This window comes from Shigella sp. SIG6 (assembly GCF_053555815.1).
Window position 1 is genome coordinate 23,385 of record NZ_JBQZXC010000004.1, and the last position, 15,433, is coordinate 38,817.

Annotated in this window: 16 protein-coding genes; 4 read left to right on the top strand and 12 right to left on the bottom strand. The window is 52.8% G+C overall.

The genetic code is table 11. From position 1 onward, the window contains the following. Positions 1 to 45: 45 nt before the first annotated feature. The 6 genes from ugpB to livK form a co-directional block, all read right to left on the bottom strand. On the bottom strand, positions 46 to 1,362 hold the full coding sequence (ugpB, locus tag ACUU1M_RS01525; RefSeq protein WP_000803201.1) for a sn-glycerol-3-phosphate ABC transporter substrate-binding protein UgpB: 1,317 nt from the start codon (positions 1,360 to 1,362) through the stop codon (positions 46 to 48). A 396-nt stretch (positions 1,363 to 1,758) separates the two neighbouring features. Continuing rightward, the gene (gene livF / locus ACUU1M_RS01530) at positions 1,759 to 2,472 is read right to left on the bottom strand and encodes a high-affinity branched-chain amino acid ABC transporter ATP-binding protein LivF (protein ID WP_000416895.1); all 714 of its coding nucleotides are present in this window, start codon (positions 2,470 to 2,472) and stop codon (positions 1,759 to 1,761) included. Position 2,473: 1 nt separating this feature from the next. Next, positions 2,474 to 3,241 (bottom strand): high-affinity branched-chain amino acid ABC transporter ATP-binding protein LivG, encoded by a 768-nt coding sequence (gene livG, locus ACUU1M_RS01535; protein ID WP_000082101.1) that lies wholly within the window; start codon positions 3,239 to 3,241, stop codon positions 2,474 to 2,476. After that, positions 3,238 to 4,515, bottom strand: coding sequence for a branched chain amino acid ABC transporter permease LivM (livM, locus tag ACUU1M_RS01540; RefSeq protein WP_000803792.1), 1,278 nt, complete (start codon positions 4,513 to 4,515; stop codon positions 3,238 to 3,240). Before livM ends, livG begins: the two co-directional genes overlap by 4 nt. Next, positions 4,512 to 5,438, bottom strand: a complete 927-nt coding sequence (gene livH, locus ACUU1M_RS01545; protein WP_001295108.1) for a high-affinity branched-chain amino acid ABC transporter permease LivH — start codon at positions 5,436 to 5,438, stop codon at positions 4,512 to 4,514. Before livH ends, livM begins: the two co-directional genes overlap by 4 nt. A gap of 47 nt (positions 5,439 to 5,485) precedes the next feature. Then, positions 5,486 to 6,595, bottom strand: coding sequence for a high-affinity branched-chain amino acid ABC transporter substrate-binding protein LivK (livK, locus tag ACUU1M_RS01550; RefSeq protein WP_152028845.1), 1,110 nt, complete (start codon positions 6,593 to 6,595; stop codon positions 5,486 to 5,488). A 423-nt stretch (positions 6,596 to 7,018) separates the two neighbouring features. Here livK and panM point away from each other — a divergent pair, with 423 nt between their 5' ends. Then, positions 7,019 to 7,402, top strand: a complete 384-nt coding sequence (gene panM / locus ACUU1M_RS01555; protein ID WP_000778795.1) for an aspartate 1-decarboxylase autocleavage activator PanM — start codon at positions 7,019 to 7,021, stop codon at positions 7,400 to 7,402. 198 nt (positions 7,403 to 7,600) lie between these two features. Here panM and livJ read toward each other — a convergent pair whose 3' ends face one another. The 5 genes from livJ to ftsY all read right to left on the bottom strand — a co-directional run bounded on the left by livJ (position 7,601) and on the right by ftsY (position 13,289). Further along, complete coding sequence (gene livJ / locus ACUU1M_RS01560) at positions 7,601 to 8,704, bottom strand: branched chain amino acid ABC transporter substrate-binding protein LivJ (RefSeq protein WP_001021996.1); 1,104 nt, start codon at positions 8,702 to 8,704, stop codon at positions 7,601 to 7,603. 270 nt (positions 8,705 to 8,974) lie between these two features. Further along, positions 8,975 to 9,829: an RNA polymerase sigma factor RpoH gene (gene rpoH / locus ACUU1M_RS01565; RefSeq protein ID WP_000130216.1), complete on the bottom strand. Its 855-nt coding sequence runs from the start codon at positions 9,827 to 9,829 to the stop codon at positions 8,975 to 8,977. 244 nt (positions 9,830 to 10,073) lie between these two features. After that, entirely contained in the window at positions 10,074 to 11,132 is a 1,059-nt protein-coding gene (gene ftsX / locus ACUU1M_RS01570; RefSeq protein ID WP_001042003.1) for a permease-like cell division protein FtsX, read from the bottom strand. Further along, entirely contained in the window at positions 11,125 to 11,793 is a 669-nt protein-coding gene (gene ftsE / locus ACUU1M_RS01575) for a cell division ATP-binding protein FtsE (protein ID WP_000617723.1), read from the bottom strand. The genes ftsX and ftsE overlap by 8 nt, the downstream gene beginning before the upstream one ends. Positions 11,794 to 11,795: 2 nt before the next feature. After that, positions 11,796 to 13,289, bottom strand: a complete 1,494-nt coding sequence (gene ftsY, locus ACUU1M_RS01580; RefSeq protein WP_001040707.1) for a signal recognition particle-docking protein FtsY — start codon at positions 13,287 to 13,289, stop codon at positions 11,796 to 11,798. Between the two features lie 149 nt (positions 13,290 to 13,438). Here ftsY and rsmD point away from each other — a divergent pair, with 149 nt between their 5' ends. Further along, positions 13,439 to 14,035, top strand: coding sequence for a 16S rRNA (guanine(966)-N(2))-methyltransferase (rsmD, locus tag ACUU1M_RS01585; protein ID WP_000743201.1), 597 nt, complete (start codon positions 13,439 to 13,441; stop codon positions 14,033 to 14,035). Continuing rightward, positions 14,025 to 14,294 carry a DUF1145 family protein gene (locus ACUU1M_RS01590; RefSeq protein WP_001295207.1) on the top strand — a complete coding sequence of 90 codons (270 nt, stop codon included), beginning with the start codon at positions 14,025 to 14,027 and terminating at the stop codon, positions 14,292 to 14,294. The genes rsmD and ACUU1M_RS01590 overlap by 11 nt, the downstream gene beginning before the upstream one ends. 2 nt (positions 14,295 to 14,296) lie before the next feature. On the opposite strand, the gene ACUU1M_RS01595 is transcribed toward ACUU1M_RS01590, so the two are convergent. Next, positions 14,297 to 14,656, bottom strand: coding sequence for a DUF2500 domain-containing protein (locus ACUU1M_RS01595; RefSeq protein WP_000042900.1), 360 nt, complete (start codon positions 14,654 to 14,656; stop codon positions 14,297 to 14,299). A gap of 140 nt (positions 14,657 to 14,796) precedes the next feature. On the opposite strand from ACUU1M_RS01595, the gene ACUU1M_RS01600 reads away from it, so the two are divergent. Next, positions 14,797 to 15,423, top strand: a complete 627-nt coding sequence (locus ACUU1M_RS01600) for a lysoplasmalogenase (RefSeq protein WP_000964718.1) — start codon at positions 14,797 to 14,799, stop codon at positions 15,421 to 15,423. Positions 15,424 to 15,433 lie beyond the last annotated feature (10 nt).

Consider the following 15,433-nt stretch of genomic DNA (forward strand, 5'->3'; position numbering starts at 1 on the left):
GCGATGCCAGGTCAGATAAGCGAAACGCATCCGGCATTACACTGATTAAGACTTCGTCGATTTCTCAAAGCGGCGCAGTAACTGGTTCCCACGCTCAACTGCGGTATCCAACGCCTGCTGTGGCGTCTTCTTACCGGTCCACACGCTCTCAAGCTCTTCATCCACAATCACGCGGATCTGCGGCATGTTGCCCAGACGAAGCCCTTTGGTGAACGGCAACGGCGGCTTGTTCAGCATCTGACGCGTCGCGGTATCCGCACCTGGGTTTTTCTCGTAAAAGCCCTGCTCACGGGTCAGGTCATACGCCGCTTTGGTAATTGGCAGATAACCGGTTTTCTGATGCCACTCAGCAGCGTTTTCTGGCTTCGCGAGGAAGTCGAGAAACTTCGCCACGCCGGTATACGTTTCTTTATCTTTGCCCTGCATCACCCACAGGCTGGCTCCGCCGATAATGGCGTTTTGTGGCGCATCTTTCGCATCGGCGTCGTAAGGCATCATACCTACGCCGTAGTTAAATTTGGCGTACTCGCGAATGTTGGCAAGAGAACCGGAAGAGGCGGTGGTCATCGCGCAATCACCGTTATAGAACTTCTCGGTGGATTCATCCTTACGACCGACGTAGCTGAAGTCGCCCTTCTTGTTCATCTCCTCGAGCATGGCGATGTGTTTCACCTGCTCCGGCTTGTTGAACTCCAGCACCGCGTCCGTGCCGTCAAAGCCGTTGTTTTTGCTGGCAAACGGCAGACCGTTCCAGGCGCTAAAGTTTTCCAGTTGGATCCAGCCCTGCCAGCCGCTGGCGTAGCCGCACTTAATACCGGAGGCTTTCAGTTTTGCGGAATAGTCCGCCAGATCCTGCCAGGTTTTCGGCGGCTGTTCCGGGTCTAACCCCGCTTTCTTGAAGGCGTCTTTGTTGTAATAGAGAACGGGAGTCGAGCTGTTGAACGGCTGGGAGAGTAAGTGGCCGGTTTTGCTGTCGGAGTAGTAACCGGAAACCGTCGGCACAAACTGCGACTCATCGAACTGAATCCCTGCCTCTTTAAACACGTCATACACCGGTTTAATGGCTTTCGACGCCATCATGGTGGCGGTGCCAACTTCATAAACCTGCAAAATAGCCGGAGCGTTGCCGGTACGAAATGCGGCAATCCCCGCGCTTAAATTCTGTTCGTAGTTGCCTTTATAGGTCGGTACAATTTTGTAATCCGGATTTTCGGCGTTAAAACGTTGGGCCAGAGAATCCACCTCTTTACCCAGTTCCCCTTCCATAGAATGCCAGAACGGAATGGTCGTCACTGCCTGTGCATTCCCCATTAACGCCAGTCCGAGCGCCAGTGCTGAAGCTGTATAATGTAACGGTTTCATCGTTTATCTCTCTTGTTGTACCGAATGCGCGAATTCACCCGTTTTATGCTCGCGGGGTAACATGACATGCTCGAATTACAGAAAAATAACTTTTTTGTTACATTTGTAAGATAGTAAGGTGTCAGAAAGATGACAAGGCGGTGACGGCGTGGGTGAGGGAAAATGGGAGATGGGGCACGGATAAGCGGAAAAATAGAAGGTCTGAATCAAACTCTACAGATTACTCATCGTTTCATGCCGGATGCGGCGTAAACGCCTTATCCGGCCTACAAGATCGTGCAAATTCAATATATTGCAACTCACCCAGTAGGCCTGATAAGCGCAGCGCATCAGGCAATTTTGCATTTGTCACCTGTCTCAAAGGAGTCTTTTGACTCCTTATCAATCAACGTGTTATTACCCGCCTAAATACGCACTTCTCACTGCTTCGTTCGCCAGCAGCGCGTCGCCGGTATCGGAGAGCACCACATGGCCGTTTTCCAGCACGTAGCCGCGATCCGCCAGCTTTAGCGCCTGGTTGGCGTTCTGCTCGACGAGGAAGATAGTCATCCCCTGCTCGCGCAGCTGCTCGATGGTGTCGAAAATTTGCTGGATGATAATCGGCGCAAGACCGAGCGATGGCTCATCAAGTAACAACAAACGCGGATTGCTCATCAGCGCGCGACCAATCGCCAGCATCTGCTGTTCACCGCCGGACATGGTGCCCGCCCGCTGAACACGGCGCTCATGCAGACGTGGAAACAGTTCATACACCCACTTTATGCGCTCCTGAAACTGGTCACGTTCGGCAAAGAAGCCGCCCATCGCCAGGTTCTCTTCCACCGTCATCCGCGAGAAGACGCGACGCCCTTCCGGGACAATCGCTACCGCTTCGCGCATGATTTTCGCCGTCTGCCAGTCGGTAATGTCTTTATCATCAAACACAATTCGCCCGCTGGTGGCGCGCGGATCGCCGCATAACGTGCCGAGCAAGGTGGTTTTCCCCGCCCCGTTCGCGCCAATGAGAGTGACAATCTCGCCCTGATTGATATGCAGGCTCACCTCATGCAGCGCCTGGATTTTGCCGTAGTGGGCGCTGACTTTGTCAAAGGACAACATGACTTTTTCCATCTTATGCCTCACCTAAATAGGCACGGATCACGTCCGGGTTATTACGGATTTGCTCCGGCGTACCGTTTGCCAGTGGCGTCCCCTGATTGACCACATAAATTCGGTCTGAAATCCCCATCACCAGCTTCATATCGTGTTCAATCAACAAGATAGTGGTGTTGTGATGATTGCGCAGTTCGGCAATCAGCTCATCCAGCTCTTTGGTTTCTTTTGGGTTAAGACCTGCCGCCGGTTCGTCGAGCATTAAAATCTCCGGCTGCGTCACCATGCAGCGGGCAATCTCCAGACGGCGTTGGTCACCATAGGCCAGGTTACTCGCCTGACGGTTGGCGTGTTCCAGCAAACCAATGCGCTCAAGCCAGGTGGCGGCGCGGTCGAGCGCTTCGCTCTGGGCGCGACGGAAAGAAGGCGTTTTCAACAGGCCAGAGAACAGCCCGGTTTTCAGTTGCTGATGCTGCGCCACCAGCAGGTTTTCAATTACCGTCATTTCACGGAACAGACGCACATGCTGGAAGGTGCGCACCACGCCCATGCGAGCAATTTGCTGCCCCGGTAAACCTTCAAGATGCTGATCGCGCAGTAAAATGGTGCCGCCGGTGGGTTTGTAGAAACCGGTCAGGCAGTTAAAAACCGTGGTTTTTCCGGCACCGTTAGGGCCGATTAACGAGACGATTTCCTGCGGGTACAGTTCAAGATTGACGTTGTTCACCGCCAGCAGGCCGCCGAAGCGCATCATCAGACCGTTAACAGATAATAATGGCTGACTCATGCCTGCTCTCCTTTCGCTGCGCCGTTTTTCAGCTTCAGTTGCGGGCGCGTCATGGGCAGCAAACCCTGCGGACGCCAGATCATCATCAGCACCATCAAACCACCGAGCATTAACATGCTGTATTCGTTGAAATCACGCATCAATTCGCGCGACACCACCAGCAGAACAGCCGCCAGAATCACTGCAAATTGCGAGCCCATACCGCCGAGCACCACTATCGCCAGCACAAAGGCCGATTCAGCAAAGGTGAAGGATTCCGGGCTGACAAAGCCCTGACGCGCCGCAAACAGCGTTCCGGCAAAACCGGCAAATGCGGCGCTGATGGTAAAAGCGGTCAGCTTGATACGGCGCGGGCTTAAGCCCAGCGAACGACAGGCGATCTCGTCTTCACGCAACGCTTCCCACGCGCGGCCCAGCGGCATCCGCAGCAGGCGGTTAATGACAAACAGGCTTAACACCACCAGCAGCAACGCCACCAGGTAGAGGAAGATAACGCGATCGGACGGATCGTATTTCAGGCCAAAGAAATTACTGAACGTGTCCCAGCCGCCTTCACGAGCGGTACGGCTGAACTCGAGTCCGAAGAGTGTCGGTTTCGGGATCTGACTGATTCCGTTCGGGCCGCCGGTGATTTCAGTGTTATTGAGCAGCAATATGCGCACAATTTCGCCGAAACCAAGGGTAACGATCGCCAGATAGTCACCGCGCAGACGCAGCACCGGAAAACCGAGCAGGAAACCCGCCGCCGCTGCCATCAGTCCGGCAATCGGCAAACAGGTCCAGAACCCCAGACCGTAATAGTGATTGAGCAGCGCAAAAGTGTAAGCGCCGATGGCGTAAAAACCGCCGTACCCCAGCACCAGCAGACCAGAAAGACCAACAACCACATTCAGCCCGAGACCGAGGATAATGTAGATCATGGTCAGAGTGGCGATATCCACCGTCCCACGTGACACCATAAACGGCCACGCCACCACAAGCACCAGCAGCGCCACGAGGAACAGCTTTTGCTTCACCGTGGACCCATCAATCGCGGGCAGAATAAACTTCGGCCCGGAAACGCTTTTCAACCCTTTCTGGAAAGCCGGTCGCAAAAGCTGGAAGAAAAAGACCACCGCCGTGCCGATAAACATCCACTGCCAACGGATGTCTGAAGCCGTGTCGACCACCAGTTTGGTGCCATCCAGCTCCAGTTGTACGCCCATAAAGACGCCCGCCAGGACAAAGAACATCGCGGCAGAGAGCAGTGCCATTGCAATATGCATCGGTTTCATACTTTCTCTACCTCCGGGCGACCCAGAATACCGGTCGGCATCACCAGCAGCACCAGAATCAGCAGGGCGAATGAGACCACATCTTTATATTCCGTACTCAGATAGGCAGAAGAGAGCGCCTCCGCAATCCCCAGGATCAGCCCGCCAATCATCGCCCCTGGAATGCTGCCAATCCCACCGAGCACCGCAGCGGTAAAGGCTTTCATCCCGGCCATAAAGCCGATATAGGGGTTAATGACGCAGTAGAACTGACCGAGCAGTACGCCAGCCACTGCCGCCATCGCCGCGCCAATAACAAAGGTCAAAGCAATCACCCGGTCGGTGTTGATGCCAAGCAGGCTCGCCATTTTCAGATCTTCCGCGCAGGCACGACAGGCGCGCCCCATACGGGAATAGCGAATGAAAATCGTCAGCGCCAGCATGGCGAGGAAGGTGACAATCCAGATCACCGCCTGCATGGTGGTAATAGAGGCAGAGAAGTTTTCGCTATGGCCCACCACCCACTGACCGTTAAACAGGCTCGGCAGCGCCACGTCGCGCGAACCTTCGGTCAGGCTGACGTAGTTTTGCAGGAAGATGGACATACCGATTGCGGAAATAAGCGCAATCAGGCGCTTAGAGTTACGCACCGGGCGGTAAGCTACCCGTTCGATACTCCAGCCGTAGGCGCTGGCGATGACGATTGCGCCGACGAATCCCGCCGCCACCAGCAGCCAGCCGGTATCAATGCCCATCATCATCAGCGCGGCGATGATCATAAATGAGACGTAGCTGCCAATCATATAAACCTCGCCGTGGGCGAAGTTGATCATGCCGATAATGCCGTAAACCATGGTGTAGCCGATGGCTATCAGCGCGTAGGTACTGCCCAGCGTGACGCCGTTAAACATCTGCTGCAAGAAATACAAAAACTGCTCAGACATAAGGTAACCTTTCTAAACCCGCCCACATTTTACGGGCGGTGGGATGATCACTTGGCTGCCATGGATGAACCGTCGGCGTGCCACTGGAAGACACCAAAATCAAATCCCTTAAGATCGCCTTTTTCATCCCAGTTCAGCAGCCCAATCACGGTGTTTGCACCGTTAGCTTTTAAATCTTTCACCAGCGCCAGCGGCTCATCGCTGCCGGTACGCTCAAGGGCAGTTGCCAGAGATTGCACTGCCGCGTAAGTGATCCAGACATAAGGCCCGGACGGATCTTTCTTGTCTGCTTTCAGCGCATCAACGATGCCCTGGTTTGCCGGATCCTGGTCATAGCGTTTTGGCATAGTGACCAACATGCCTTCGGCGGCATCACCGGCAATGTTCGACAGCGATGCGTTACCGACACCTTCCGGCCCCATAAACTGGGTTTTCAGGCCAACGGAACGGGCTTGGCGCAGCATCTGCCCCATTTCCGGGTAGTAACCGCCGTAGTAAACGAAGTCGATATTTTCTTTTTTCAGGCGGGCGATCAGCGCGGAGAAATCTTTCTCCCCGGCGGTAATACCGTCGAAGAAGACGACGTTGGCGTTAGCCGCTTTCAGCCCGTCCTGCACCGAACGCGCCAGCCCTTCGCCATACTGTTGTTTGTCGTGAATGATGGCGATGCGCTGGGGCTTCACCGTCTCAAGAATGTATTTTGCCGCCGTAGGCCCCTGGGAAGAGTCCAGCCCGGCAGTACGCATAATGTGTTGATAACCGCGTTGGGTCAGCTCCGGGTTGGTCGCTCCCGGCGAGATCATCAGAATACCTTCGTCTTCGTAGATATCCGACGCTGGCTGGGTAGAGGAAGAACACAGATGACCAATAACGTATTTAATGCCGTCGTTAACGATTTTGTTGGCGACCGCAACGGCTTGTTTCGGGTCGCAGGCGTCGTCATATTCCACGCCAACCAGCTTGTCGCCCTTAATTCCCCCTTTGACATTAATGTCTTTAATCGCCTGACGCGCGCCGTTAAATTCCATATCGCCCCACTGGGCAATCGGGCCGGACATCGCGCCGACAACGGCGACTTTAATATCGTCAGCCATAGCGGTGTGTGAAATTGCCAGTGCAATCATCCCTGCGATGATAGTTTTCGCATTCCGTTTCATAGTCAAAAATCCCCATTCGTGATGTTGTGTTGCTTTGTTTTTATGTGTTAACAAGTCAGACTGTTCTTTTTTTATACTGCACTGTTTTTGCCTGTCTGATTAAGGGGTTAGCGCAGTATTTTGTGATGATAGCGATTAAAATCCCTATTTTTCAGTCGATTAAGAACAGATAATATTCTGAATTTATTGATAGATAAACAGAAAAAAGTGCCTTTGTCAGCATAAAATAACGGCACAAAGGGCGGAATAATTCACTATCATTCAGGGGATTATGCTGGACATTTTTCATTCTCTAATGTTTTAACTTTGTAATTATTGCTGTTAAAAAATTAATCACCTGCCAAAAGAAATAAAAAAGAGAAAGCCTCCGATTAAATTATTTCGCTACACTGGTTCCACTTTTGTGATTTACACGGGTTACCCATGAAGCTGACCATCATTCGATTAGAAAACTTTAGCGACCAGGACCGGATTGACCTGCAAAAGATCTGGCCGGAGTATTCCCCTTCCTCTTTACAGGTTGACGATAACCACCGTATCTACGCCGCGCGTTTTAACGAGCGTCTGCTTGCGGCCGTGCGGGTAACCTTAAGCGGCACCGAGGGAGCACTGGATTCTCTACGCGTGCGGGAAGTCACCCGCCGTCGCGGTGTGGGGCAATATCTGCTGGAAGAGGTTTTGCGTAACAATCCTGGCGTTTCATGCTGGTGGATGGCGGATGCAGGCGTGGAAGATCGCGGTGTGATGACGGCGTTTATGCAGGCACTGGGATTTACGGCACAGCAGGGCGGCTGGGAGAAGCGTTAATCGTCAAGTTGATTTCAAAAGTGATGACCAACGAGAAATTGCCTGATGCGCTACGCTTATCAGGCCTATAATGTGTGCTGCAATTTACTGATTTCTTTGGTTCTTGTAGGCCGGATAAGGCGTTTATGCCGCATCCGGCATGAAGCAACGTATTCGATATTAGCAATTTGGCGGCAACCCAAAGTTGCCGATTAACAATTACTTCGCATCGGTCGCCGTGCCGTTGGCGTGCCAGTCAAATACGCCGAACTCAAAGCCCTTTAGATCGCCTTTCTCATCCCAGGTCAGTGGCCCCATCACGGTATCCACGGAGTTCGCTTTTAGGTATTTGGCGATTTCAGCCGGATCGTCAGACTGATTCAGGCCCGCCTGCAAAGATTGCAGCGCGGCGTAGGTGGTCCAGACGAATGCGCCGCTTGGGTCCTGTTTTTTCGCTTTGATCGCATCAACAATGGGTTTGTTCGCCGGAACCTGATCGTAGTTCTTCGGCTTGGTCACCAGCAGCCCTTCCGCTGATTCGCCCGCAATGTTAGACAGCGAAACGTTAGCCACACCTTCCGGCCCCATAAACTGAGTTTTCAGCCCTGCCGCGCGTGCCTGACGCAGGATTTGCCCCATTTCCGGGTGATAACCGCCGTAGTAAACGAAGTCGATATTCTCTTTTTTCAGACGCGCCACCAGCGTTGAGAAATCTTTTTCCCCGGCGGTGATACCATCAAAGAACACCACGTTAGCATTGCCTTTCTTCAGGCCGTCCTGCACCGCTCGTGCCAGACCTTCGCCGTATTGCTGTTTGTCGTGAACGATAGCAATACGCTGCGGTTTCACTTTCTCAAGAATATATTTCGCCGCCGTCGGCCCCTGGTCGGAGTCCAGGCCGGTGGTGCGCAGGATCAGCTGATAGCCACGGGCGGTCAGCTCCGGCGCGGTTGCCGCTGGGGTGATCATTAAAATGCCTTCGTCTTCGTAGATGTCAGACGCAGGCTGCGTTGATGAAGAACAGAGGTGACCAATCACATATTTAATGCCATCGTTAACGACTTTGTTCGCCACCGCAACCGCCTGTTTCGGGTCACAGGCATCGTCATATTTTACGATTTGCAGTTTGTTGCCTTTAATGCCGCCTTTAGCGTTGATATCCGCAACCGCCTGCTCTGCGCCGGTAAACTCCTGGTCACCGTACTGCGCAACCGGACCGGACATTGCACCCACGACCGCGACTTTAATATCTTCTGCCAGAGCCATATTGCTGAATGCCAGCGCGATACATCCTGCCAGTAACGCTTTACCCTTTATGTTCATCCTGAGAATCCCCATTCTCCTGGTTATTACGTGTGTTGTGATGTTGTTGTTCAGCACTTTATTTCGTTTTATGCATGACTACCCGTGCTTTAGCAGCATACTCTGCTAAAACATACCCGATTTTTATGATATTGGAATAGCTATTTTGACAGTTTATTAACAATCTGCGTGGGGATTGGCGTTTTGCCGGAGGGGGAATTGATTATTGTAGAGGCCCAAAAAACAAAAACCCCGGACTCTCATCCAGGGTTCTCTGCTTAATAGCGGAAATTACGCTTCAATAGCGGCGCGAAGTTTTTTCATCGCGTTCTTTTCCAGTTGGCGCACACGTTCAGCGGAAACACCGTAACGGTCAGCCAGTTCCTGCAACGTGGACTTGTTGTCTTCGTCCAGCCAGCGCGCACGGATGATGTCCTGGCTGCGTTCGTCCAGACCATGCATCGCGTCGGTCAGACGGTTTGCCGCCTGCTCTTCCCAGTTATCATCTTCGATGCCGTCGGCAAAGTTAGATGATTTATCCTGCAGATAGAGCACCGGTGCCATCGGCTGGCTGTCGGAATCGTCGTCGGAAGACAGGTCAAAGGTCATGTCCTGTGCCGCCATACGTGATTCCATCTCACGTACGTCTTTGCTGGTTACGCCCAGTTCACGGGCCACCATTTCGACTTCATCCTGGTTAAACCAGCCCAGACGCTGCTTGGTTTTACGCAGGTTGAAGAACAGTTTGCGCTGCGCTTTGGTGGTCGCAACTTTGACGATACGCCAGTTACGCAGAACGTATTCGTGGATCTCTGCTTTGATCCAGTGGACGGCGAAGGAGACCAGGCGCACACCCACTTCCGGGTTAAAACGGCGCACTGCTTTCATCAGGCCGATGTTACCTTCCTGAATCAAATCCGCCTGTGGCAGGCCATAGCCCGCATAATTACGAGCAATATGAACAACAAACCGCAGGTGAGACAGGATCAGCGTTTTAGCTGCTTCCAGATCGCCATGGTAATGCAGCTTTTCAGCCAGCGCCCGCTCCTCGTCAGCCGACAACATCGGCCACGCGTTAGCTGCCCGGATGTAGGAATCCAGGTTGCCAACTGGGGCTAAAGCTAAACTTTGCATTTTGTCAGTCATTCAAATCCTCTCAATCGATATCTTCTGGCGCTTCAGTGGTAGCAACAACTGTGCCAGAGCTTAAGAGCAACGAGGTTATCATTCACTGTTTTATCAGACCGTGATTTTATCCACAAGTTCAATGCAAGCTTGTGAATAAATTACGCACAAAATGTGACATAGAGATGAAATACCGGGAAGAGACAACGGGGTCTCTTTCCCTGCTACGGAACCCATTGCAGGGAAAGAGTATAACACGCTTTTATTATTCAGGCGTAAAGTGGCGTAAATGTTGTACCGTGGCAAGCCACGCTGCCACCCAGCCAATCATCGAACATACCAGCAGCAATAGCAGGCATTCATCGAACGATAAACCATTGATATCAAACTTCGTTCCGAAAACCTGTGCCACTTCCGCCACCGCTGACGACAAACGCAGTACCAGAATTTCTGACAAAATTAATGACAACAATGCGCCAGAAAATCCCAGCAGCGCACCGCCGTACAGGAACGGGCGAAGGATGAAACCATCCGTCGCACCAATCAGTTTCTGCACGTTGATGGAGTCACGGCGAGCAAAGATGCTCAGACGTACGCTGTTGCCGATGACGAGGAACACTGCCGCCACCATCAACACGCCGATCATCGCCGAAACGCGCCCAACCAGCCCGGTCAACGCCGCCAGACGGGCAAACCAGCTGTCATCCATCCGCACTTCGTCAATGCCGTTAATCTGCGTGATACGATCACGCAGCGTATTGAGTGATTCCGTCCCCTGAAAATCGAGTTTCGGGATCACCACCGCCACTGCCGGAAGCGGGTTTTCTTCCAGCATATCCAGCGCACCACCAAAACCAGACCAGTTACGGAACTCGCCCAGTGCGTCTTCACGAGAAAGATAGTTCACTTTCTCCACGCCTTGCTCGGCCTGCAACTGTGCCACCACGCCCGCAGCGGCGTCATCGTCCAGCGTTTTTTGCAAGTAAACAGTGATTTGCGGTGACGGATAATACTGCGTCGCCGCCTGATTAACGTTTTTGTACACCATATAACAGACGCTGGGCAGCGTCAGGGAGATGGCGATAACCATCACCGTTAAAAACGTGGCGAACGGTTTGCTTTTCAGATCCTGCAATGCGCCGTGGAAGGCATAGCGCACCTGTTCGTTGAAAACGTTGGTTTTGCGATTTACCGGTTTTGGCGAGGATTTCGCGCGTTTCGGTGCGTTACGACCGCCGTCGCCTGAGCCGCCGACCGATTTACGGAAGCGATCCAGACGCCCACCAAACTGCCGAATATGATTGATTGCATCGCGCTTATTCATGGCCCACGCCTCCATGCAAGTGACCATCGCTCAGGGTGAGCATGCGATAGGAACGCCGTGAAATCAGGTTAATGTCGTGCGTTGCCATCAATACGGTTACCCCAACGCGGTTAAACTCTTCAAACAGACGTAGAATCCCTTCCGACAACGCGTCGTCCAGGTTACCGGTCGGTTCGTCCGCCAGCAGTACCGCGGGCTTATTCACCACCGCGCGGGCAATGCCAACACGCTGTTGTTCACCGCCGGAAAGCTGAATAGGGAAGTTCTTCGCTTTGTCCAGTAGCCCGACTTTATCCAGTGCCGCCGACACCCGGCGACGAATATCGTCACCGCTGGCACCAGCGATAATCAGCGGGATCGCCACGTTATCGTAGACAGTACGGTCCATCAGTAGATGGTGATCCTGGAAAATCATGCCAATCTGGCGGCGCAGAAACGGAACTTCACGGTTTTTCAGACGCGTGATGTCATGGCCGCTAAACCAGATTTTCCCGGCGCTGGGCCGCTCAATCCCACAGATCAGCTTCAGGAGGGTACTTTTCCCTGCGCCGGAATGACCGGTCAGAAACGCCATCTCACCCGGCTGCATATGGAACGTAACGCCCTGCAGCGCCTGTCTCCCACCGAGATAAGCCTTGCTGACATGTTCAAAGCGAATCATTGTTAATCCTCTCGGGCAAAAAGTGCCTCTATAAAGTCGTCCGCCTTAAACGGACGCAAATCCTCAATACGTTCGCCGACACCAATGTAGCGGATAGGGATACCAAACTGGTCAGCCACCGAGAAAATTACCCCGCCTTTCGCCGTGCCGTCCAGTTTCGTTAGCGTGATGCCGGTTAAGCCAACAGCTTCGTGGAACAGTTTGGCCTGGCTTACCGCGTTCTGCCCGGTGCTGGCATCAATAGTCAGCATAACTTCATGCGGCGCTTCAACGTCGAGTTTCTTCATCACGCGGACGATTTTCTTCAACTCTTCCATCAGATGCGATTTGTTCTGCAGACGTCCGGCGGTATCGGCAATCAGGACGTCGATATTACGCGCTTTAGCTGCCTGAATGGCGTCGAAGATAACAGAGGCGGAATCCGCACCGGTATGCTGGGCAATCACCGGAATATTGTTGCGCTGACCCCAGACCTGAAGCTGTTCAACCGCAGCTGCACGGAAAGTATCGCCCGCCGCCAGCATCACCGATTTACCCTGCTGCTCAAACTGACGCGCCAGCTTACCAATCGTCGTGGTTTTACCCACACCGTTGACGCCCACCATCAGGATCACGAACGGCGTTTTATCTTCAACATTCAGCGGCTCATCGACTTTCGCCAGAATCTCGCCCATCTCTTCTTTCAGCAGGCCATAGAGCGCCTCGGCATCACGAAGCTGCTTGCGGGATGCGCCTTCCGTCAGATTGGTGATAATTTTACGTGTGGTTTCCACGCCCACATCGGCGATCAACAGCTGTTCTTCCAGCTCTTCAAACAGATCATCGTCGATTTTTTTACCGCGGAACAGGCTGATAAATCCGGAACCGAGATTTTCTTTGGTTTTTAACAGGCTGCGTTTCAGGCGCGCGAAGAAGCCTTCTTTGGTCGGTTTTTCTTGCTCCTGGGCAATTTCTTCAACCGGCTGCTCTTCTTCTGCCGGAGGAACTACCATCACCGCCTCTTCTGCCGCTTCGGCAGCCAGCGCCTGTGCTTCCAGCTCTTCGTCGGTGATTTCTTCTTTAGCCGCTTCTTCTGCCGCTTCGACAATCTCTACGGTTTCCGCTTCAGCCTGCCACTCTTCTGGCGAAACCTCTTCGGCGTTGACGTCTTCCGGCAACGGCAGCTCTTCACGTTCGATAGCCACTGGCTCCGGCGTTTCTTCTACGACCGGTTCCGGCTGTGCAACAACTTCCGCTTCAGGCTGCGCTTTTTCACTTTCAACAACCTGTTCAGTGACTTCCACAACGTCGGCAGCAAAAGTTTCCGCCTCGGCTTCAGTATGCGCCTGCGGCTGCTCTTCAACGGCTTGTTCAGAAGCCTTCGCAGGCTCTTGCGCCTGAACGATTTCTTCTACAACCGGTTGTTCATTCTGAACTTCTGTCTCTTTTTCCGGGGTCTGCTCTTTTTGACCAAAGCCCAGCCAGGAAAAAAAGCCACGTCTTTTTTCTTTCGCCATTTGCGACTACACTCCTCGCTGTTGCTTCATGGCACAGCGTTAACGCTATGTACATAGCAGCTAAAAAAATGATGAAATAGTCTATCACTTAACTTAATTCACATCACCGCCTGCAAGTATGTGTTATCTGGCGGATTGAGCAATTTATCATGAAAAAACCGAATCATTCCGGCAGCGGCCAAATCCGCATTATTGGCGGGCAGTGGCGAGGCCGTAAACTCCCGGTTCCTGATAGCCCAGGTCTGCGCCCCACCACCGACCGCGTACGCGAAACGTTGTTTAACTGGCTGGCTCCGGTCATTGTTGACGCCCAATGTCTGGATTGCTTCGCCGGGAGCGGCGCGCTGGGGCTGGAAGCGTTATCGCGCTACGCTGCGGGGGCAACGTTGATTGAGATGGATCGCGTGGTTTCTCAGCAGTTAATTAAGAATCTGGCGACACTAAAAGCAGGCAATGCACGCGTGGTGAACAGCAACGCAATGTCATTCCTGGCGCAAAAAGGCACACCGCATAATATCGTGTTTGTCGATCCACCGTTCCGCCGTGGCTTGTTAGAAGAGACGATAAATTTACTGGAAGATAACGGCTGGCTGGCTGACGAAGCCCTGATTTATGTCGAAAGCGAAGTCGAAAACGGTCTGCCCACTGTTCCGGCAAACTGGTCATTACATCGGGAAAAAGTGGCGGGTCAGGTGGCTTATCGGCTGTATCAACACGAAGCACAAGGAGAAAGTGATGCTGATTAATATTGGTCGTTTGTTAATGCTCTGCGTTTGGGGATTTTTAATCCTCAATCTGGTGCATCCCTTCCCGCGCCCGCTAAATATTTTCGTTAACGTGGCGCTGATTTTTACCGTGCTGATGCATGGTATGCAGCTGGCGCTATTGAAATCCACTTTACCGAAAGATGGCCCGCAGATGACCACCGCCGAAAAGGTGCGGATTTTCCTTTTCGGCGTGTTTGAACTGCTGGTCTGGCAGAAGAAATTTAAAGTTAAAAAATAACCTTATTGTTCGCCAACAAAGCTAACAAAGCGCGTTCCTTTATAGCTCAGCGTACCTTTATCGCCCACTGTCAGGGCGTGGTACTGCTGGGCGTCGAGGCGAAACGTCTGCTCCATTCCTCCGCTTTGCGGTTTGAAGCTTGCCTCATAGCGCATACTGGTGCCTGCCGGAGTCACTTCCTGCTGGCGCGAACGGCGATCGTTAATCGGTTTTTCCCGCTTGTTGCTCACCACCACCAGCTTTTGCTGGAGCGGAGCCATATCATTATCAGCTTTTTCCCGTCGCTGTTGCATAAAACGAAACGATGCGGCGACGACAATTAAGCCAATGATAACAATAAAGAAAAGAGGTGGTTTACTCATCTTTATCCCTCATCGGAAAATGCGGAATTAAGCATACCCTGCCAGTTATGGTGTTGTCATCCGTCCACCCTCGCCACTAAACTGGAAGCAAGACCGTAGGCATTCCGCTTACGAAAAAATAACGAATTCAAGGAACTAAGATGCTTTGGTCGTTTATCGCTGTCTGTCTTTCCGCATGGCTATCTGTGGATGCATCGTATCGTGGGCCAACCTGGCAACGCTGGGTGTTTAAACCGTTAACCCTTCTTCTCCTGCTGTTACTGGCCTGGCAAGCACCGATGTTCGACGCCATTAGCTATCTGGTGCTGGCGGGACTGTGCGCCTCACTGCTGGGCGATGCGCTAACCCTGTTGCCACGTCAACGTCTGATGTACGCCATCGGCGCGTTTTTCCTCTCGCACCTGCTGTACACCATCTATTTCGCCAGTCAGATGACGCTCTCTTTCTTCTGGCCTCTGCCACTGGTGTTGCTGGTTCTGGGTGCGCTGCTACTGGCGATTATCTGGACGCGGCTGGAAGAGTACCGTTGGCCTATCTGCACGTTTATCGGCATGACGCTGGTGATGGTGTGGCTGGCAGGTGAACTGTGGTTCTTCCGTCCGACCGCTCCGGCGCTCTCTGCGTTTGTTGGCGCTTCGTTGCTGTTTATCAGTAACTTTGTCTGGCTGGGGAGCCACTATCGCCGACGCTTCCGTGCGGATAACGCGATTGCTGCGGCCTGCTACTTTGCCGGTCACTTCCTCATCGTCCGCTCACTGTATCTCTGATAAAACTTGA